This is a genomic window from Peribacillus sp. FSL P2-0133 (genome assembly GCF_037975445.1).
GTDB classification, from domain to species: domain Bacteria; phylum Bacillota; class Bacilli; order Bacillales; family DSM-1321; genus Peribacillus; species Peribacillus simplex_E.
Genome location: NZ_CP150254.1, coordinates 3928406 through 3947709 on the forward strand (window position 1 = coordinate 3928406; position 19304 = coordinate 3947709).

At 41.5% G+C, this 19304-nt stretch carries 19 protein-coding genes and 1 other annotated feature; of the genes, 3 read left to right on the plus strand and 16 right to left on the minus strand.

The genetic code is table 11. The features are described from left to right. Position 1: 1 nt before the first annotated feature. Complete coding sequence (locus MKY17_RS18880) at positions 2 to 766, minus strand: metal ABC transporter ATP-binding protein (RefSeq protein WP_286176880.1); 765 nt, start codon at positions 764 to 766, stop codon at positions 2 to 4. Between the two features lie 214 nt (positions 767 to 980). Between MKY17_RS18880 and MKY17_RS18885 the strand changes: the two genes are divergently transcribed. After that, the gene (locus MKY17_RS18885) at positions 981 to 1241 is read left to right on the plus strand and encodes a DUF2624 family protein (protein ID WP_098369787.1); all 261 of its coding nucleotides are present in this window, start codon (positions 981 to 983) and stop codon (positions 1239 to 1241) included. A 109-nt stretch (positions 1242 to 1350) separates the two neighbouring features. On the opposite strand, the gene MKY17_RS18890 is transcribed toward MKY17_RS18885, so the two are convergent. Both MKY17_RS18890 and MKY17_RS18895 read right to left on the minus strand, forming a co-directional pair. Next, positions 1351 to 2247, minus strand: coding sequence for a deoxyribonuclease IV (locus MKY17_RS18890; RefSeq protein ID WP_098369786.1), 897 nt, complete (start codon positions 2245 to 2247; stop codon positions 1351 to 1353). Positions 2248 to 2259: 12 nt separating this feature from the next. Continuing rightward, complete coding sequence (locus MKY17_RS18895; RefSeq protein WP_098369785.1) at positions 2260 to 3573, minus strand: DEAD/DEAH box helicase; 1314 nt, start codon at positions 3571 to 3573, stop codon at positions 2260 to 2262. Positions 3574 to 4216: 643 nt separating this feature from the next. Here MKY17_RS18895 and vrrA point away from each other — a divergent pair. Beyond that, positions 4217 to 4903, plus strand: a complete 687-nt coding sequence (gene vrrA / locus MKY17_RS18900) for a VrrA/YqfQ family protein (RefSeq protein WP_098369784.1) — start codon at positions 4217 to 4219, stop codon at positions 4901 to 4903. Positions 4904 to 5029: 126 nt separating this feature from the next. Then, the gene (locus MKY17_RS18905) at positions 5030 to 5974 is read left to right on the plus strand and encodes a 4-hydroxy-3-methylbut-2-enyl diphosphate reductase (RefSeq protein WP_098369783.1); all 945 of its coding nucleotides are present in this window, start codon (positions 5030 to 5032) and stop codon (positions 5972 to 5974) included. Positions 5975 to 6021: 47 nt separating this feature from the next. Here the strand turns inward: MKY17_RS18905 and MKY17_RS18910 are convergent, their stop codons facing one another. From MKY17_RS18910 to MKY17_RS18970, 13 genes are all read right to left on the minus strand, one after another. Beyond that, positions 6022 to 7140 (minus strand): Nif3-like dinuclear metal center hexameric protein, encoded by a 1119-nt coding sequence (locus tag MKY17_RS18910; RefSeq protein WP_098369782.1) that lies wholly within the window; start codon positions 7138 to 7140, stop codon positions 6022 to 6024. Continuing rightward, the gene (locus MKY17_RS18915) at positions 7137 to 7844 is read right to left on the minus strand and encodes a tRNA (adenine(22)-N(1))-methyltransferase TrmK (RefSeq protein WP_339200303.1); all 708 of its coding nucleotides are present in this window, start codon (positions 7842 to 7844) and stop codon (positions 7137 to 7139) included. Before MKY17_RS18915 ends, MKY17_RS18910 begins: the two co-directional genes overlap by 4 nt. 214 nt (positions 7845 to 8058) lie before the next feature. Continuing rightward, positions 8059 to 8427, minus strand: coding sequence for a cytochrome c550 (gene cccA / locus MKY17_RS18920; RefSeq protein ID WP_098369781.1), 369 nt, complete (start codon positions 8425 to 8427; stop codon positions 8059 to 8061). 221 nt (positions 8428 to 8648) lie between these two features. After that, positions 8649 to 9179 carry a hypothetical protein gene (locus MKY17_RS18925; protein WP_339200304.1) on the minus strand — a complete coding sequence of 177 codons (531 nt, stop codon included), beginning with the start codon at positions 9177 to 9179 and terminating at the stop codon, positions 8649 to 8651. A gap of 209 nt (positions 9180 to 9388) precedes the next feature. Next, on the minus strand, positions 9389 to 10522 hold the full coding sequence (gene rpoD / locus MKY17_RS18930; RefSeq protein WP_034308477.1) for an RNA polymerase sigma factor RpoD: 1134 nt from the start codon (positions 10520 to 10522) through the stop codon (positions 9389 to 9391). A gap of 35 nt (positions 10523 to 10557) precedes the next feature. Beyond that, entirely contained in the window at positions 10558 to 12363 is a 1806-nt protein-coding gene (dnaG, locus tag MKY17_RS18935) for a DNA primase (protein ID WP_098370092.1), read from the minus strand. A 51-nt stretch (positions 12364 to 12414) separates the two neighbouring features. Further along, positions 12415 to 12870, minus strand: coding sequence for a YaiI/YqxD family protein (locus MKY17_RS18940; protein ID WP_076366289.1), 456 nt, complete (start codon positions 12868 to 12870; stop codon positions 12415 to 12417). A gap of 514 nt (positions 12871 to 13384) precedes the next feature. Next, positions 13385 to 14194 carry a pyruvate, water dikinase regulatory protein gene (locus MKY17_RS18945; protein WP_076366287.1) on the minus strand — a complete coding sequence of 270 codons (810 nt, stop codon included), beginning with the start codon at positions 14192 to 14194 and terminating at the stop codon, positions 13385 to 13387. Positions 14195 to 14222: 28 nt separating this feature from the next. Next, complete coding sequence (locus tag MKY17_RS18950) at positions 14223 to 14861, minus strand: helix-turn-helix transcriptional regulator (protein WP_034308483.1); 639 nt, start codon at positions 14859 to 14861, stop codon at positions 14223 to 14225. A 162-nt stretch (positions 14862 to 15023) separates the two neighbouring features. Continuing rightward, positions 15024 to 17093, minus strand: a complete 2070-nt coding sequence (glyS, locus tag MKY17_RS18955; RefSeq protein WP_339200306.1) for a glycine--tRNA ligase subunit beta — start codon at positions 17091 to 17093, stop codon at positions 15024 to 15026. Further along, on the minus strand, positions 17080 to 17976 hold the full coding sequence (gene glyQ, locus MKY17_RS18960; RefSeq protein ID WP_034308488.1) for a glycine--tRNA ligase subunit alpha: 897 nt from the start codon (positions 17974 to 17976) through the stop codon (positions 17080 to 17082). The genes glyS and glyQ overlap by 14 nt, the downstream gene beginning before the upstream one ends. Before the next feature lie 99 nt (positions 17977 to 18075). Then, positions 18076 to 18252 (minus strand) — a binding site (T-box leader). 58 nt (positions 18253 to 18310) lie between these two features. Beyond that, entirely contained in the window at positions 18311 to 19063 is a 753-nt protein-coding gene (gene recO, locus MKY17_RS18965; RefSeq protein WP_098369778.1) for a DNA repair protein RecO, read from the minus strand. A gap of 33 nt (positions 19064 to 19096) precedes the next feature. Further along, on the minus strand, positions 19097 to 19240 hold the full coding sequence (locus MKY17_RS18970) for a YqzL family protein (protein WP_098369777.1): 144 nt from the start codon (positions 19238 to 19240) through the stop codon (positions 19097 to 19099). Positions 19241 to 19304: the final 64 nt, after the last annotated feature.

Here is a 19304-nt window from a genome sequence, read left to right on the forward strand (position 1 = left end):
ATTAATGATTATGATTTAAAAATTGGACCCCATGTCCATAAATGGACGAGAGCTCACCTTCATCCAATTCATTATATTCACGGGCATCCCCATGAAAATGAAGCTTTTTATTCAAACAAGCGACATGTGTGACTTTATCGGTCACAGTACCAACATCATGGGTTACTAAAATCAGGGTTATTCCTAATTTTTTATTCAACATCTCAAGCATTTCATAAAATTGATGGACGTTTTTTGAATCAACGCCAACCGTGGGTTCATCCAATATCATCAATTCCGGTTCGCTGACCAGTGAACGGGCAATGAATACCCTTTGCTGTTGGCCTCCGGACAATTCCCCGATATTACGGTTCTGATATTCAAGCATATCCACGGATTCCAGAGCCTTCTTCACCTTTTGCTTATCCTCTTTGCCTGCAAACTTAAACAAGCCAATTTTTTTGGTCAAACCGCTCTGAACCACTTCAAAAACAGTGGCAGGGAATCCTGAGTTGAAGGAATTCGCCTTTTGGGAAACGAACCCGACCTTTTGCCAATCTTTAAAGCGTCGTATGTCTTCCCCGAATATTTCAATTTTGCCCTTTTGAAGCTTGAACAGACCAAGCAGCAACTTCAAAAGCGTTGACTTACCGGATCCATTCGGCCCGACGATAGCTAAGAAGGCCCCTCTAGGAATTTCAAGTGAAACATGTTCCAGCACTAGATCTTTTGTATATTTGTAAGATATATCTTCAAATTTAACTATGGGGTTTACTACATTATCCAAAGAGATCACCTTTTTTTTAAGAATCATTACGATTAACAATCGTTAGTATAAATCAAAGAAGTCCAGATGTAAAGAATCCGGTCTTCTTAACAAGTGCCGAAACGCCCCGAATCACCAAAAAAAGGCAACTGAACTAATTTACCGTAACCAAAACGAAGTTTCATGTTCAAATACGTCTTCCTCCTTCATATGTTTTAACAAAGGAGGAGATCGTTTGAAATTATTTGAAATGATGGTCAATCATAAAATCAACAATATACGCCCCGATGAACTGCTTTCCCTTGCTAAACAGCATAAGGTTTCACTCACTCAAAAACAGGCACAGGATATCACTGCACTTCTAGCCGGTAAAAATATTAACATTTTTGATATACGTCAAAGACAGAATGTACTTGGTCAAATTGCAAAAGTTGCCGGAGCAAGCACAGCCAGGGAGATAGAATCCCTCTTCAACAACCTTACTTCCACTTTTTAAAGATCTTAAGCCTGTTGCTGACAGTCTTTATTTGAGCATATTTACTCCAAATGCAAAATGAAAGGACGATTCATCTTTATTTCAATGAATCGTCCTTTTTCTATTATGATTATTGTTGGAATCTGATCTTTTCCAATACATCTTCTTCAAATTGATTATTCTTGAACATATCAATTTCGAATTTATAAGGTGCCTTTTTGTCTTTTTTGTCTTCCCCTACATAAGGTGTTTCCAGGATTTTCGGAACATTGCTTAATTGAGGATGGTGCACAATATCATTCAACGCCTTAAAACCAATATGACCAAATCCAATGTTTTCATGGCGGTCCTTACGGGTGCCGCGTTCGTTTTTGCTATCGTTTATATGAAGAACCTTGATACGGTCAACACCGACCAATTTATCAAATTCATTCAGTACGCCATCAAAATCCTCGATGATATTATATCCGGCATCGTGAGTATGGCAAGTATCGAAGCATACCGATAATTTTTCATTATGGGTTACACCATCAATGATCATCGCCAGCTCCTCGAAAGACCTGCCACATTCAGAACCTTTACCCGCCATCGTTTCAAGGGCAATCTGAACTTTATCGTCGGCAGTCAGCACTTCATTCAAACCTTCGATGATTCTCTTGATTCCCAGTTCACTGCCTGCACCAACATGCGCACCTGGATGAAGTACGATTTGCCTTGCGCCAATCGCTTCGGTCCGATCGATTTCGCTGCGTAAAAAGTTGACTCCAAGCTCATATGTGGCTGGATTCGTGGTATTTCCTATATTAATGATATACGGAGCATGGACTACGATATCGCTGATTCCATTCTCCTCCATATGCAGTCTTCCGGCTTCGATATTTAAATCCTCGATTTTTTTACGTCTTGTGTTTTGAGGGGCCCCTGTATAGATCATGAATGTGTTGGAGCCATACGAAGCCGCTTCTTGACTCGCAGCAAGAAGCATACCTTTCCCGCTCATTGAAACATGCGATCCAATCTTCAGCATCTGATTTCTCCCCTATTTCTTTCTCTGTATACGACGTTCGCGTTTTTTAAAGTTTTCCACATCACGTTGAATTTTCTTCTTGTATCCTGGCTTGACTTTAGTTGGCTTCTTGACGTGCCTACTCGCTTTAACATCAATATCAGATTTTTGTTTTTTACGGTTTTTCCGTTTATTACGTTCGTCGATATCAACCCAATCACCGTTTTGGATATCGGCATCACGGAACTGAATGCCCATTTTTTCAAGGCGGTTCAATGAATCTTCATCAGAAGTATCATAAATGGTAGTGGCAATGCCTGAATATCCTGCACGAGCCGTCCTACCCGTCCTATGGATATAAAAATCCAAATCTGAAGGCAATTCATAGTTAATGATATGACTTACACCTTCAATATCGATTCCACGGGAAGCCAGATCTGTCGCAACGATGAATTGATATTCCAAATCATTGATTTGCTTCATCATTTTTTTACGCTCACGAGGCGTTAAATCCCCATGAATACGACCGACATTCAATCCTTTTTCGCTCAAGGAATTAGCCACATGATCCGCCATTTTCTTTGTGTTCGTGAAAACAATCGCCAAATATGGATTATAACGAACGATGATATCATGAAGTAACTGCTCTTTGTTACGGTGACGAAGCGGTATAAGAACATGTTCAATTTTCGAAGCTGTCGCCTGCTTGGGATTCACTTGAACATACTTTGGATTCTCCATGTATTTATTCAAAAACGGCTTCAACTTTTCTGGGATGGTTGCCGAAAAGACAAGCATTTGAATTTTTTCAGCCATACGTGATGCAAATAAATCGACATCTTCAATGAATCCCATGTCTAGCATAAGGTCCGCTTCATCGACTACAAGCATTTTAGCTGTATACACCTGTAATGCCTGAGCTTCAACCAAGTCCTTGATCCGGCCCGGCGTACCAATTACCAATTGTGGCTGTGTCTTCAATTTATCTATCATTCGCTGTTTATCAGTGCCACCGATGAAACAACGGACTTGAATCTGCTCATCCTCAGGGAAATGGTCAGCAATTTTCAAAGCTTCTTTGTAGATTTGGTTCGCTAACTCACGGGTTGGTGCGGAAATAATCGCTTGTACCTCATTTTTACCAGCATCAAGCCTGTTCATGATTGGCAGCAAATAGGAATGTGTCTTTCCTGTACCTGTCTGCGACTGGCCAATTAAGCTACTTCCCTTTAAAAGCGACGGAAGCACGCGCTCTTGAATTTCCGTCGGCTTATCGAACCCTAAAGTGCGAACCGCATCTAGAATGTAGCTTTTCAAATTAAATCGTTCAAATTGATTTTGTTTCATCAAAAAACTCCTTTATCCTGTCAGTCATTAGACATGTCCTGTTATTATAATAAATTTTACACAAAAAGCGCAAGCGCCTTGGGTTGCTCGTGAAGAAAATAGGGATTGTCCCATAAGGCGCTTTTTGCCTTGTGAGGGCTATCCTCTTTTTCACATCGAGCTAGGCGCTGAAGCTGGATTACACAAAAAGCGCAAGCCCCTTGGGTTGCTCGTGAAGAAAATAGGGATTGTCCCATAAGGCGTTTTTTGCCTTGTGAGGGCTATCCTCTTTTTCACATCGAGCTAGGCGCTGAAGCTGGATTACACAAAAAGCGCAAGCGCCTTGGGTTGCTCGTGAAGAAAATAGGGATTGTCCCATAGGTCAGGCCATCTACTTTTTTCCCTGTGACCCATTTAATTAAATCACAAAAGCGCATGCGCTGAGGTTAGTTCTCTTAAAATGGACTCTTGCAAACGAAAAGCCCCTGTCCTGGTCATAGCGTATCCCCCGCAGACATGGAGCTAAAAGACTACCGTTACCATCTTACCTTCTTTCCGGTTACTTCACAACTGCCCAGTCACTCTTTCCTCAAACCTTTTTTGCCGAGTTGCATAATTTATATAGAAGATTACACCGCATATAAAAACTGAGGAGGTGAAACCTATGTTCCCAAATAGAAATCGTCAACCCGGACCCGGTTTTCAGCCACCCAATGGTCGAAGGATGCAGCAGCACCCTGCTCCATTCGGACAGTCACGGCAAATTCCCCATCCTTATCAGCAGATGCAGCGGCCGATGGTCCAAAACAGACCGCAAATGCCACAGGGACCCCAAGGTTTCCGAGGCCCTTTCACCCAACCGCAGCGGCAGGAAATGCCGCCAGCAAAGAAAGAAGGGTTATTGTCAAAAATACTCGGTAAGTCGAAACAAAAAGGAGCTTCTCCCAATTTGTTTGCTCCAGCCGCTTCCACTAACAAAAGTTCTTCAAGAAGCAGCGGAGGCGGTATTTTAGAAACATTAAAAAACCCCGATTCGCTTAATAATATGCTTTCCAACACGCAAAAAGTGTTGCAGGCGGCGGAACAATTCACGCCTATGGTGGAACAATACGGGCCAGTTGTTAAAAATTTGCCTTCCATGTGGAAAGTTTTCAAGAGCATATCATCAGCCGGTGGGACCGAGGACGAGGGAGCTTCCGTTGAAAGCGGTCCAAAGGTTGAGGAACAAAAAAACAGTGAGGTAAAAACGGATTCCAAGAAAAAAGATAAAGCTAAAGAAGCTAGCCCCATCGCCCAAGTTCGTACCGAAACGAAAAGGGAAAAAAGATCCGGTCCCAAGCTTTATATATAATGCCTGCAAAAAATTTTCCAATAACTGATTTTATGTAAATATGATGTTTTGTAATATCATCTATGGTCTTATATAATAGAAAGGTATAAAAAGTGAGAGTTTCTTGCCTTGAAGGAGGACACATAGATGAAAGTGATTAAAATTTCCCCGCGCGGCTATTGTTATGGCGTTGTCGATGCCATGGTCATCGCCCGTAATGCGGCTTTAGATAAAACCTTGCCACGTCCCATTTACATTTTAGGAATGATCGTGCATAACAAACATGTGACGGATGCGTTCGAAGAAGAAGGCATCATCACGTTGGACGGAAGCAACCGCAACGATATCATCGAACAGGTGGACAGCGGAACCGTCATCTTTACTGCTCACGGCGTTTCACCTGAGATTAGGAAGATTGCTGAGAAAAAAGGTCTTGTGACGCTCGATGCAACTTGTCCCGATGTTACCGCAACACATGACTTAATTCGGGAAAAACAATCGGAAGGCTATCAAATCATTTATATAGGCAAAAAAGGCCATCCGGAACCAGAGGGTGCTGTCGGAGTTGCTCCTGATGTCGTTCACCTGGTTCAAAAAGATGAAGATGTGGAAGCCTTGACTTTGAATAGTGATAAAATCATTGTCACCAATCAAACAACGATGAGCCAATGGGATGTTTTGGATATCATGGATAAGGTCAAGGAAAAGTTCCCGCATGCCGAAGTCCATAAAGAAATTTGTTTAGCGACACAGGTTCGCCAAGAAGCGGTTGCCGAGCAAGCTGGCGAAGCTGATGTTTTAATCGTTGTCGGAGATCCCAAGAGTAATAATTCAAACCGTCTTGCACAAGTATCCCAAGAGATTGCCGGCACGAGAGCTTATCGAATCGCTGACATTTCCGAGTTGAACCTTGAATGGTTAAAGGATGCAAAAACGGTTGCCGTCACTTCGGGAGCTTCTACACCAACTCCGATCACGAAGGAAGTTATCGCATTTCTAGAGCAATACGAAGAAAATGATGAATCGACTTGGAATACCGAAAAGAAAACGCCATTGCATAAGATTTTACCTAAGATTAAAGTGAAGAAATGATTGCACAAAAACAAAGGCAGCCACTAAGGCTGCCTTTTTCGTGTTATTTAAATAAAGCGGAAAGGGTCGGTATTCAGCCGGGATGGAATGAATTCCACATCGTAGTTCTTTTCGCGGCACATTTTTTCAAGAATTCGTGCTACACCTTTTTTCATCACCTTTTCAACATTGTGGCCCGGATCCACGATATTCAATCCAATCATCATCGCGTCATGGGCTGTATGGTAATACATATCACCTGTAACGTAAACATCAGCTCCCTTGAATTTCGCTGTCGTAAAGTATTTATTGCCGTCTCCGCCCAAAACGGCCACTTTTTTTATCGGACTTTGCAAATCTCCAACGACACGCACCTTTTCAACATCGAGAGTCCGCTTCACATGTTCGGAAAATTGTTCAAGTGTCATTTCTTCAGCAAGTACACCAATCTTTCCTAAGCCAAGAGATTCCCCTTTATTCTCCAGTTTATATATATCGTGAGCAACTTCTTCATATGGATGGGCTTTAATCATCGCAGCTAGCACTTTCTTCTCGATATTTTCCGGATATATCGTTTCAACCCGCATTTCAGCTACTTCTTCAAGCTTTCCTTTAGAGCCAATTACCGGTTCACTGCCTTCACCTGGCAAGAAGCGTCCGGTACCTTCCCCCGAAAACGAACAATTGCTGTAGTTCCCGATCGCTCCGGCCCCTGCCTTACCTAGGGCTTCCCTCACCTTTTGTTCGTCGGTCTTTGGAACATATACGACCAATTTCTTTAGATGTGTCTCGTAAGTTGGAATCAATACCTCTGTGTCCTGCAATTGTAGCGCTTCGGCAAGTAAATCATTCACCCCGCCCTTAGCAACATCCAAATTGGTATGTGCAGCATAAACAGCAATATCATGTTTGATCAGCTTTTCGATGATGCGGCCTCCAGCTGCGTTTGTATCGATCCTTTTCAATGGTCGGTATATAAGCGGATGGTGGGCGATGATCAATTCCACGCCATGTTCTATCGCTTCGTCTACAACCTCTTCCAGCACATCAAGGGCAATCAGCACTTTAGTAACCGGCTTATTGAGCCGCCCGACATGCAGCCCGATTGGATCTCCCTCCATTGCATAATGCTTTGGGGAGAATTGTTCAAACGTTTCAATGATTTCGTGGCCATTCACTGTCTTCACCCTTTAAGCACCTCCTCAATTACTGAAATTTGAGATTTTAATTCATTGCGCTTCGTTTCCAGTCCGCTTCTTCCGCTTTCATCTAATTGTGCGATGATTCTTTCCAAATGTTTTTTCTCAAGCTGCCATTTTTTTATGAAAATGTCACTGAATTGCTCTCTTAAGTATGGACCGAAAGTGAGGCCGGCTTGCTTGTTTATCCCATAAGGGCGGAGCGGGTCTCCTTTTTTGGCAATTAAGATCTCATAGATTTTTCCATCTTCCTCAAGGATTTCCTCTCCACTAAGTTCCCAGCCGTTTTCGATTAGCCAGCTGCGAACATTCGCTGCACCGACATTAGGCTGAAGGATGAGCCTTTCTGCCTTGCCGAGTTTCCCTTTTCCGCTTTCCAATATACTTGATATTAAAGTCCCGCCCATGCCTGCAATCGTAATGCATGTCGCTTCATCAGGATTCAATACTTCAAGACCGTCTCCTTTACGGACCTCTATCTTGTCCCCAAGCCCCGTCATTGCCACTTGCTTGCGTGCTGACTGATAGGGACCTTCTACAACCTCACCTGCTATAGCGCTGTCACACAAGCCGTTAGTCACCGCATAGCACGGCAAGTAAGCATGGTCTGAACCTATATCTGCAAGGATGCTTCCCTTTGGTATATGTATGGCAACACGTTCTAATCTCATCGATAGTTTTTCATGATTCATATTTATCAACTCTCTTAATTCAAATAATGTCTTACTATAATTAGTTTCCCATTCGATTATACCAAGTTCAATCGAAAAATTGAAGAAAGGAGAAATAGGGCCCTTTCTATCAGGGCAAAAGAAACCTTCCATCTGGAATCTTCCTTTTCCGAAAAATGAAAAAACTGACTCAAAGAGTTCGCTTTCCAACGATTTCTTGAGTCAGTTTCATGACTTATTTCAGTCCATGAATATATTCGGCCATGGCGTCAATGTTCTGTTCTTCGACTAAACCTGGTGGCATTGCACCTCGTCCATTAGTGATCACGTTTTTAACCTCGTCCACCGACAGACGATCGCCAACTCCTTTTAGAGCAGGCCCGACACCGCCTTGATAGGCGTTACCATGACAAGAGATACAGTTTTGCTTATAAATGTCCTCAGGTGATGCTGAGGCATTTTCTGTTTCTTCTGTCTTTTCGCCGCCCTCTTTCTCCTTAGCAAGATCTTTGGCATCACCCAAACCTTTAAACGAAAGTAAAAACATAAGTCCAATACCAAAAACCATGATAATAATAAAAGGCATTACTGGATTGCGATTCATAGTATTTCCTCCCCTATGTAGAACCTAAACTTACCATAATTAATATTATATACAAACAGCTATATATTATTTTACTTGAAAAGAGTTTCAAGTAAAAGCCCAAAAATAGAAGATATTATATAATTTCTTAAAATTGTCAAAAACTTATGTATATTTCCAAACATTTTACTTTTTCTTACATATGTTCATAATACCCTAAAATCATTATTTAAAACCGCTGGTTATATTAATAAAAAGTAAAGAGTGACCAGTGCTCCCAGGCCTCCCGCTATGGAAAAATGGAGCAGCTTCAGTTTATCGCCCATTAGTATCCAGAGTCCGCAATTAATGAACAAGAAAATATAAAGGATACCCACTTTGCCGGGCGCCATGAATTCTGCAAAACTGACAGTTAATAAAAGCAATGATAGGGCCATTCCCATCAACGACATTTGAAAAATGATTTTCCTGCCGTTAAAGCGGCGGACCGCCAGCCAAAAAACAAGTATTGAAATTGTTGTCATAAGCATTTGCATTCTTATGGGTATTTCAGTAAAATAATTCAAAAATACAATAAATGCAAAAAGAGCCCCAAGCAACACCCCGGAAAAGATGTCGTTTTTTTTGCTCTCGGTTTTATTCGATTTAGATGGCGGCAGTTCGCCTTGACAGTATAACGCAAGCAGGTAATTACAATATTGCTCTGGAAGCATACGACTTTCCTTCCAGGAGTTTATTTCTTTAATGATGATTTTCTTTCTCATCTCATCCATGAATTTCACATCCTCATGATGATCATTTCTTTTTAGCAGCTTAGCTTTTTAGCTATGTAAAATTGTTTCTGTTTTAAATTCAATTTCCATTATAAGCAAAAAATGGAAAAGGATTGTTCTTACAAGGATATTTTTACATCAAAATTGAAAAAAAGAGCCGCTCCCGAACGCTGGGCATTCAAGAGGGCTCTGTTAAGGGCATATATATTCTACTCCAGGAAATCTTTCAAGCGTTTGCTGCGGCTTGGATGTCTCAGTTTACGTAGCGCCTTCGCTTCGATTTGACGGATACGCTCGCGGGTGACCCCAAACACTTTACCTACCTCTTCAAGTGTGCGGGTGCGGCCATCATCAAGTCCAAAGCGGAGTCTCAAGACGTTCTCTTCACGGTCAGTAAGAGTATCCAATACGTCTTCAAGCTGTTCTTTCAAAAGTTCATATGCTGCATGTTCCGATGGGGAAGTCGCATCCTGATCTTCAATGAAATCACCTAAATGTGAATCGTCTTCTTCACCTATTGGCGTTTCCAATGAAACAGGCTCCTGAGCTATTTTCAAGATTTCACGAACTTTTTCAGGAGTTAAGTCCATATCCTCCGCAATTTCTTCCGGAGAAGGTTCACGTCCTAAATCCTGAAGAAGCTGTCTTTGGACACGGATCAATTTATTGATGGTTTCCACCATATGCACCGGTATCCGGATCGTTCTTGCTTGGTCGGCAATGGCACGGGTTATCGCTTGGCGAATCCACCATGTTGCATACGTACTGAATTTGAATCCCTTGCGGTAATCAAATTTTTCCACTGCTTTGATAAGTCCCATATTACCTTCCTGAATCAAATCAAGGAAAAGCATTCCGCGTCCGACATAGCGCTTGGCGATACTGACAACAAGACGAAGGTTAGCTTCTGCCAAACGGCGTTTCGCTTCTTCATCTCCATCTTCAATTCTCGTCGCCAGTGATATTTCCTCTTCTGCCGATAAAAGGTCGACCCGACCAATTTCCTTTAAATACATGCGTACTGGGTCATTAATTTTAACGCCAGGAGGAACACTTAAATCATTTAAGTCAAACTCTTCTTCTTTTGCAAGTTTCTTCTCATCTGGATCGTCTTCATCTTCGTCTTCCTCACCATCAGTGAGTATTTCGACGCCGTTTTCTGCTAACACCTCATAGAACTCATCCATTTGATCGGAATCCAACTCAAAACCGCCAATCATTTCAGCAATTTTTTCTAAAGTCAAAGAGCCCCGTTTTTTACCTAGCTCTAGTAATTTTTCTTTCACCTGTTCAAGGCTAAATTCATTATCAACTTGTTTGGAACGTGCTGGTTTTTCAGCCATTAGTTCCCCTCCTTCCAGGACTTACACCTAAACGACTACAACATTTTACGCAATTTAATGATTTCCATGGCAATTTGTGCAGCAGTGACATAATCACTTCGTCTAACTGCATCTTTTTCTTCAACTTGTTTTTCTTTTATCTTTAACAACTTTTCATATTTCAACACTTGATTTATACAATCGGTCAGTTCTTTATCGGTAACTTCCTCATTCACTGACATCATTTCTATTTCCGAAACGATCCTTCTCAAGTTTGGATCCGGTAAATAAGTAAGGAAAAAGCTTGTATCCGGTTCGTGTCCATCTTCATAGAACGCATATAAATAGGTGATGATTGCCTGATGTTCATCTACATGAAAGACCGTTTGCCCAAGCAACTGCTGAATTTTGAAAGTCATATCCCTGCTTTTTAGCATATGGGCAATCAACTTCATTTCAGCATTATGGTGAGCAGGCTTTAACTTATGCTCATATTGCAGGGCCATTTTCTTTGGAGCCGCTGGCTGCGGCAGTGTCCCCTTCTTGCGTTCCGTAAAGAACACCTGACGCTGCTGCTGTTCCAGCGCATCCAATGAAAGGGAAAATTCAGAGGATAGCTGCCGGAGATAATGATCCCTCTCCACTGCATTGGGCAATCGCGAAATTTCTTTAAGGACTTCTTCGATATATTGAATTCGATCTCCTTCATTATTTACATTTTTCCCTCGACGCAAATAATGCATTTTGAATGCCATGTAGGTTAAACTGGCCCCTATTACTTCAGAAACAAAGCTTTTTTCACCGAATTCCTTTATGTAGTCATCGGGGTCCAAGTTATCAGGCATGAGAGCGACTTTCACGGAAAACTCATGGTCCTGTAGCATATTAACTGCACGATTGGCAGCGTTCAATCCCGCAGAGTCCGAATCGTAGCAAATAAGTATCTGGTCAGTATTTCTTTTTAAAAGCTGGATATGCTGGTCCGTCAGGGCAGTACCCATTGTAGCGACCGCATTCTCCACACCTGCGCCAACTGCTGAAATGCAATCGGCAAAGCCTTCAAAAATGACTGCTTGTTCTTTCTTTCGTATGTGTGGTCTTGCATGATGGAAATTATATAAAGTTTTACTTTTATTAAAGATTGGCGTTTCAGGACTATTCAAATATTTGGGCTCATCGTCCCCCATCGCTCTTCCTGAAAACGCAATCGTATTTCCTTGATGATCCATAATTGGAAACATGACTCTATTTCTGAAACGGTCAAAATATGACTCGTCTTTTTCCCTGTAAATAATAAGCCCTGCCTGCTCCATGTATTCCGCTGGAAACCCGCGTTTTAAAAGGAACTTGGACACGAAGTCCCATGAATCCAAAGAGTAGCCAATTTGGAACTTTTCTATCGTCTCTTCAGTAAACCCGCGTTTAAGTAAATATTCGAGAGCATCCTGCCCCTCTTTCGTATTAACGAGGAGATGATGATAAAACTTCCTCAGCAGGTCATGAGCTTCAACCATTTGCTGAGAGCCTGCCGGCATGTTAGATCGCTTGGAGTCCTTATTGATTTCAACATCCAAAGGAACATTTCCTTTTTCAGCTAAAACTTTTGCAGATTCCACAAAGCTGTAGCCTTCAATATCCATCAAGAAGGTAAAAATATTTCCGCCTGCCCCGCAACCAAAACAGTGAAAGATTTGTTTTTCCGTAGAAACGGAAAACGAGGGCGAGTTTTCACCATGAAAAGGACATAGGCCAAAGTAATTGCGCCCCTGCTTCTTCAGCTGGACATACTCCCCAATTAAATCAACAATGTCAACAGCTTCACGAATTTGATTAATTTTCTCATCTTCTATACGGCCATTTATCATTTTTCCACCTTGCAATATTGGTGATAGTTTCTAATTCGATACTGGTTCCTAATTCCCTGCAAAATTCGACAATGTTTTCATAAGTTTATTTGTAAAACATGCCCGATCTTCCTTTGTGAATGCTTTCGGCCCTTTCGTATGCTTACCCTGCCTGCGGAGTTTCGCCGACTGATAACGCATATCCAAGAGCATGAAAATATTCTCGTCTGTGTATTCTTTTCCCCTTGGTGAAAGGACATAAACGTTTTTAGGAAGCAGGGTTCCAGCCAAACCAATATCTGCAGTAACGACAATATCACCCTTTTTTACTGAGTTTACTATATAAAGATCTGCCGCTTCTTTGTCTGCATCGACATAAACCCATTTACCTTCAGGGTTATTCATCATATTTTTATATGATGCAACAAAACAGACTTCAACATCGTGCAAACTTGCACAATGAAGGATTTCGTCTTTCACCGGACATGCATCGGCATCGACGTGTATCGTAGGTTTATTATTCATACCTTCTAATTCTACATCTTTCTGCATAATCCTTTTTCTCCCCTAAACTTTATGAAGATATGGTGAATTTTTAGCATTGATTCAGAGGGTTCCCTCTAAAATGAGCGCACATCATTCTTCAAAGAATACCTGCTTATTTAAGTGAAAGCACCTCTTTTGCCTTGAAAAAGACCAGCCCTTCCTGAATTATACGGAACATGTCGAATTATTTTTATGATAAAAACCTTGACATCTCATTAACCTTTAGTTTATTCCTTATTAATTAAGTCTAAACCTTAAGATTACTTTTTTCTCACAATTTTTTATTATAGTCTATTTGATTAGAAGATGCCAACATTTAAATTCCGAATGTTTTTTCATGTAAATCAACGGATTCACACTTGGAAACCAAGATGTATTTTATGTAATTATTTTGAACTTATTCTTGTTATTCCCTTATTCGACCTTGGCATTAAAATGTGAGCTGACACATAGAGTGTCTAGCTCACATTTTGATTTGCCTTAATTATAAGGATCAACGGTTTTTGTTTTGAAGGATATTGATTATCAAATTGGCTGTTTCTTCAACAGCTTTATTGGTTACATCAATGATAGGACAGTTCAACCTTGATATGATTGTATCAAAGTATGTCAATTCTTCTTTTATGCGCTCCACATTTGCGTAAATGGCATGATCATTGAGCCCAAGTGACTTTAATCGTTCTTTACGAATATGGTTCAGCTTTTCCGGACTGATCTTTAAACCAATGCATTTTTCAGGAGGTACCAGGAACAGCTCTTCTGGAGGTTCCACTTCAGGCACTAAAGGTACGTTTGCCACTTTATAGCGTTTGTGGGCTAAATACTGTGATAATGGCGTTTTGGAAGTGCGTGAAACACCCACAAGGACGATATCTGCACGTAAAATGCCCCGAGGGTCACGTCCATCATCATATTTTACAGCAAATTCAATGGCTTCCACACGTTTGAAATAGTCATCATCCAGCTTTCTCACCAGACCAGGTTCATTAAGCGGCCCTTTTGGCGCCCTTTCCTGAAGGATGTCCATGAGCGGCCCTAAAATGTCATAAGCAGACAGGTTTTCTTTCTCGACCTGTGCTTTCATATACGCTCTAATGGCTGGCTTGACAAGAGTATAAGCAATGATCGCCCCATCCAACTTAGCCAGTGATATCACTTCATCCACATTTTGTTCATCTTCAATATACGGAATTCTCTTTATGGAAAAAGCAGATCCCGAGAACTGGCTTGCAGCGGCTTTTGTAACCAATTCCGCTGTTTCTCCTACTGAATCCGATACAACATATATAATAGAACCGTTCATATTCTCCGTCATTCCTTTTGCAAGCCCCCTAATAGCCTTCATCAGCCAAAGCTACGAATGCTTTCGTAATATTGGTTTTTGTAATCCTTCCAATTACTTCATAGCCTTTTTCTGTGTCTTTGACGACCGGTAATGAGTCGATTTGTTTATCAATCAATTTTTTGGCAACATCAATCAAAAGGTCTTCTTTTGAACACATTGTAATATTGGGCATCCTAGTCATGATGATATTGACTGGAATGGAGTTAAGCTCTTGTTTCCCAATACTAGCACGCAACAAGTCTTTCCTTGATAAGACACCAACAAGCAATGCATGCTTATCGACGACGAACATTGTTCCGACATCTTCTAAAAACATCATGACTATTGCATCATATACGGAAATGCCCTCGTCAACAACGACAGGTATCGATTGGTAGTCTCGTACATAAAGATGGTTGAGGCTATCTGTCAAAAGCTGTGTTCCTGACCTGCCTGTATAGAAATACCCCACTCGGGGCCTGGCATCAAGAAAACCTGCCATCGTTAAAATCGCTAGATCTGGACGAAGTGTCGCCCTGGTAAGGTTCAATCTATCCGCAATATGTTCTCCAGTAATCGGTCCGTTTTCTTTTACGATTTGTAAAATTTGTTCCTGACGCTTATTCAATTGGATTATAATCACCACCCCACTGCTTTCGCAGAGTAAAGTAACAAAAGTTATTCATTTAATAATTATATACTAAATTATTTAATTAGGGCATTTTTGTCCTATTTATTGACCATTTATCTTTTTAAGAAATCGGAAACCCTTATTTAAAGTGTTTCCGATTTCCTTACATCCTTTCGATCATGTAAGGATGATCTTATTCATGGCAGCAAAACCTGCAACCAAATCACTGATTTCCTTCATTAAGGATAAACGGTTATTACGGATTGCTTCATCTTCTGCCATGACCATTGTATTCTCGAAATATGACTCTATTTCCGTTTGAAGCGAAACAAGCTGTTCAAACCGCTCATTCTCTTCTTTGGATTCCATATAACGCATTGCCACTTTTTGATATTTTACATATAACGCATTTTCTTGATCATTTTCAAAGGCACTAGGGTCGACTGTCACCTTATTGTCACATTTCACGGCAATGTTCATGACCCGACTTAAAGCTTCCAGGCTTTCTTTAAAGCCAGCTTCGTCTTTTTTCGCATTCAAGACATGTGCACGTTCCACGATAGAGTGGATATAGCCTATCTCATTGAACAGAACTGCATCAATCAAATCGTAACGGATTTGCTGTTCTTGAAGCAGGTGTTTGACACGGGCTTTAAAGAATGTGAACATATCCGCTTTAACTTCTTCAAGATCACGTTTTAAGATGCCTTTTGATTCCAGGCCTTTAAGGCCTAATACAATAAGCTCCTCTAAAGAAATATTCCATTTCTTCTCAGCTAAGATTTGGACGACCCCGCTCGCCTGCCTTCTTAATGCGTAAGGATCCTGGGAACCTGTCGGAATGACACCAATAGCGAAGAATGAAGACAAAGTATCAATTTTTTCAGCTAAACTCACAACTGCTCCAATGACTGAAGGCGGTACATTGTCATCCGCATGTCTTGGCATATAATGTTCATTGATAGCCGCGGCCACTTCTTTGGCTTCCCCTTTTAAGAGAGCATATTTTTCACCCATATACCCTTGCAATTCAGGGAATTCATAAACCATATGACTCACCAAATCGAACTTGGCAATTGCCGCTGTACGAAGCGCCATTTCTTTTTCCGCTTTTAAATTCAAAGCATCCGCAAGGGCACCGGTCACTGCTGTTACCCGGGCAGTTTTCTCGGCTAATGTACCAATTTCTTCATGATAAACGATGCTGTCAAGCTTTTTCAAAGCATCTGAAATCTCTTTTTTCTGATCTTCTTGATAGAAGAATGCTGCATCCGATAAGCGGGCACGCAATACTTTTTCATTACCTTTAGAAACCTTATCCAAATGGCGGTCATCGCCGTTACGCACGGTTACAAAGTAAGCAAGCAGTTTCCCGTCCTTATCTTTAACAGGGAAATAACGTTGGTGTTCCTTCATTGATGTGATAAGTACCTCAGCAGGAAGCTCAAGGAATTCTTCTTCAAAATGTCCAAATAACACCGTTGGATACTCTACCAAATTATTGACTTCTTCAAGCAGATCTTCATCGACCGGGATGATCCAGCCTTTCTCCTGCTCAAGCTCTTTAATCTGATCCAATATAACTTGTCGGCGTTTATCTGGATCCGCCATTACAAATTGTTCTTTTAGCGTATCTTCATACCGTTCCGGCTGCTCGATGATTGCGCTATCGCCCAAGAAACGGTGACCTTTTGTTTCACGGCCCGTTTCCACGTCAGCAATGCTAAATGGAACTGTGTCATTGCCGAATAAGGCAATCAGCCATTTAATCGGACGGACGAAGCGGAGCTCCTGATTGGCCCAGCGCATATTTTTCGGGAACGTCATGCCACTGATGATTTCCTTCAGCTCAGATAAAAGCTGAGCAGTCTGCTGTCCTTTTATGAATTTATTCACATGGGCGTATTCCACACCCTTGAGTTCTTTAAAATAAATGTCCTCTGAAGTCATGCCTTGACCCCTGACGAATCCCAATGCGGCTTTAGACCAGTTGCCTTCACTGTCCAAAGCGATTTTCTTGGCCGGACCTTTTGCTTCTTCTTCGATATCCTTTTGGGATTCTTCCACGTCTTTCACCAATACGGCTAAACGTCTTGGTGTTGAAAAAGCTTCAACCGTTCCGAATTCAATCGCTTTTTCCGTTAGCCATTGCTGTACTTTATCTGACAACTGTTTCATTGATGCTGTCACAAAACGGGCAGGCAGCTCTTCCAATCCAATCTCCAATAACAAATCACGCTTGCTCATTTGTATTCTCCCCTTTCACTTTCAGGATCGGGAAGCCTAATTTTTCCCGCTCTTCATAGAAGGTTTTGGCAACCTTACGCGCTAAGTTACGGCACCGGGCAATATAACCCGTTCTTTCCGTCACCGAGATGGCACCTTTGGCATCCAAAAGGTTAAATGTATGTGAACATTTCAAAACATAGTCATATGCAGGATGCACAAGTCCTTCTTCCATTTGGCGATGCGCTTCCTTTTCATACATCGTGAAAAGCTGAAACAGCATATCAAGGTCGGAGGTTTCGAACGTATATTTCGAATGTTCGTATTCCGGCTGACCAAATATATCCCGAACTGTGAATCCATCTGTCCATTCTAGGTCAAATACGTTTTCCTTATCTTGAATGTAAGAGGCGAGACGTTCGATCCCGTACGTAATTTCCACGGAAACCGGCTTACACTCAAGGCCGCCCACTTGTTGGAAATATGTAAATTGAGTGATTTCCATTCCATCAAGCCATACTTCCCAACCTAGACCAGCACACCCTAGTGATGGATTTTCCCAGTTGTCCTCCACAAAGCGAATATCATGCTCAAGCGGATTTATCCCTAAAGCACGCAATGAATCCAAATATAACTCTTGGATATTGTCAGGTGACGGCTTCATGATCACTTGGAACTGATGATGCTGATACAGTCGATTAGGGTTCTCTCCATAACGGCCGTCAGCAGGACGGCGGGAAGGCTCTACGTAAGCAACGCTCCAAGGCTCCGGTCCAATGGCTCTCAGGAACGTGTATGGGCTCATCGTTCCTGCCCCTTTCTCTACATCATAAGCATTCATCAATATGCAGCCTTGTTCAGACCAATGCTTTTGTAACGTTAAAATCATATTTTGAATATTCATCGTACACCTCCAGGTTATTTAAAACGGCTCTTTTTAAAATTAAGGATCGGAAACCATTACATTTTGGCAAACAAAAAACTCCCGTCCCTATGCGAAATGCATAGGGACGAGAGTATACCCGCGGTTCCACCCTAATTGCCGTTTATAAAACGGCCTCTTTTCAAAGCTACATGCTCCGGAAACGCCCTTCCCTGTAAATCCATATCCCGGCTTCCACCGTCCCGGGTTCGCTTTTTATGGAGAATGACAGATACTCTTTTCCATCAACGCAATCTTCTTATTTTAATGATTAGAATTTTATACAAACTAGCATGGAATGTCAATAGGTCAGATCCTAAAACATATCTTTCATCGTATCAATCTGTTTCAGGAACTTTTTTGATTTCAAATGCAGACCGGAATATTCCTCATAATATGCATCGATGATCTTCCGAAGTTCTTTTTTCGTTTCAGGCTTAACGGAAATGTTTCCGAGCCTTGATAAATCGAAATAATAAAAGATTCGAAGCAATTTGACGGCTGAAGGTGAAATTTTATAATGATAAGGGTCTTTCCCCAGACAGCGGTGACAGATAAAGCCCGCTTCCCGAAGCGAGAAGGAGAATTCCCCTTCCGTTTCACCACATACAGCACACTGATTCAGCACTGGGTTAATCCCATTGACGGGCAGCATCTTCATTTCAAAAATGAATTTCAAAACCTCTGCGTCATATTCCTCGTTTATGTAATGCAATGTTTGCGAAAGCAATTCATACAAATATGGATTCGGTTTCTTATCCTCGACGCTTTTATCAAGCAATTCAACAATATATGAAGCATAAGCAGTGGCAAAAAGATCCTCCCTTATGAAACGGAGTGAATCGACCATTTCGCCTTGCTGAAGACTACCGAGTCCGGTTGATGTGGTTACAAGAAAATACCCGGAGCAAAAAAGCTGTGTGACGGCAGAAAGCCTGCTGTTAGGTTTACTGGCTCCTCTAGCCATAACGCCAATTTTTCCCAACTCACGGGTATATATAGTAATGATTTTGTTATTTTCTCCATATGCAGTTCGCCTTATGACAATGCCCTCACATTTTTGGAGCATACCAAGACACCACCCATGCTCGCCAAGACTAACCTATGAAACAGGAAAATCAAATTCTGCTAGCTCATCATTCAATACCAAGTGTCTTTCCTGTCTCTCGACTTCTATCTCCTTAAACAGCAAATAGGTGTCCACATTACCTGTTTCAGTAAATAACTCCCAGGTAAAATCCAACATATAAAGCCCACCTTTCATTTTTAACTAGCAATATGAATATCCGACCATATGGTTAGCTTGACCG

What these genes read in the sequence shown, in the direction of transcription:
- MKY17_RS18895 (WP_098369785.1), bottom strand. Translation starts at nt 3,573, where the DNA reads ATGAAACAAAATCAATTTGAACGATTTAATTTGAAAAGCTACATTCTA.
- cccA (WP_098369781.1), bottom strand. Translation starts at nt 8,427, where the DNA reads ATGAATCGCAATCCAGTAATGCCTTTTATTATTATCATGGTTTTTGGT.
- glyQ (WP_034308488.1), bottom strand. Translation starts at nt 17,976, where the DNA reads ATGAATATTCAAAATATGATTTTAACGTTACAAAAGCATTGGTCTGAA.
- MKY17_RS18890 (WP_098369786.1), bottom strand. Translation starts at nt 2,247, where the DNA reads ATGCTGAAGATTGGATCGCATGTTTCAATGAGCGGGAAAGGTATGCTT.
- MKY17_RS18945 (WP_076366287.1), bottom strand. Translation starts at nt 14,194, where the DNA reads ATGAACGGTTCTATTATATATGTTGTATCGGATTCAGTAGGAGAAACA.
- MKY17_RS18905 (WP_098369783.1), top strand. Translation starts at nt 5,030, where the DNA reads ATGAAAGTGATTAAAATTTCCCCGCGCGGCTATTGTTATGGCGTTGTC.
- rpoD (WP_034308477.1), bottom strand. Translation starts at nt 10,522, where the DNA reads ATGGCTGAAAAACCAGCACGTTCCAAACAAGTTGATAATGAATTTAGC.
- MKY17_RS18970 (WP_098369777.1), bottom strand. Translation starts at nt 19,240, where the DNA reads ATGTTGGATTTTACCTGGGAGTTATTTACTGAAACAGGTAATGTGGAC.
- MKY17_RS18925 (WP_339200304.1), bottom strand. Translation starts at nt 9,179, where the DNA reads ATGGATGAGATGAGAAAGAAAATCATCATTAAAGAAATAAACTCCTGG.
- recO (WP_098369778.1), bottom strand. Translation starts at nt 19,063, where the DNA reads ATGCTCCAAAAATGTGAGGGCATTGTCATAAGGCGAACTGCATATGGA.
- vrrA (WP_098369784.1), top strand. Translation starts at nt 4,217, where the DNA reads ATGTTCCCAAATAGAAATCGTCAACCCGGACCCGGTTTTCAGCCACCC.
- MKY17_RS18940 (WP_076366289.1), bottom strand. Translation starts at nt 12,870, where the DNA reads ATGAATAATAAACCTACGATACACGTCGATGCCGATGCATGTCCGGTG.
- glyS (WP_339200306.1), bottom strand. Translation starts at nt 17,093, where the DNA reads ATGAGCAAGCGTGATTTGTTATTGGAGATTGGATTGGAAGAGCTGCCT.
- MKY17_RS18915 (WP_339200303.1), bottom strand. Translation starts at nt 7,844, where the DNA reads ATGAATCATGAAAAACTATCGATGAGATTAGAACGTGTTGCCATACAT.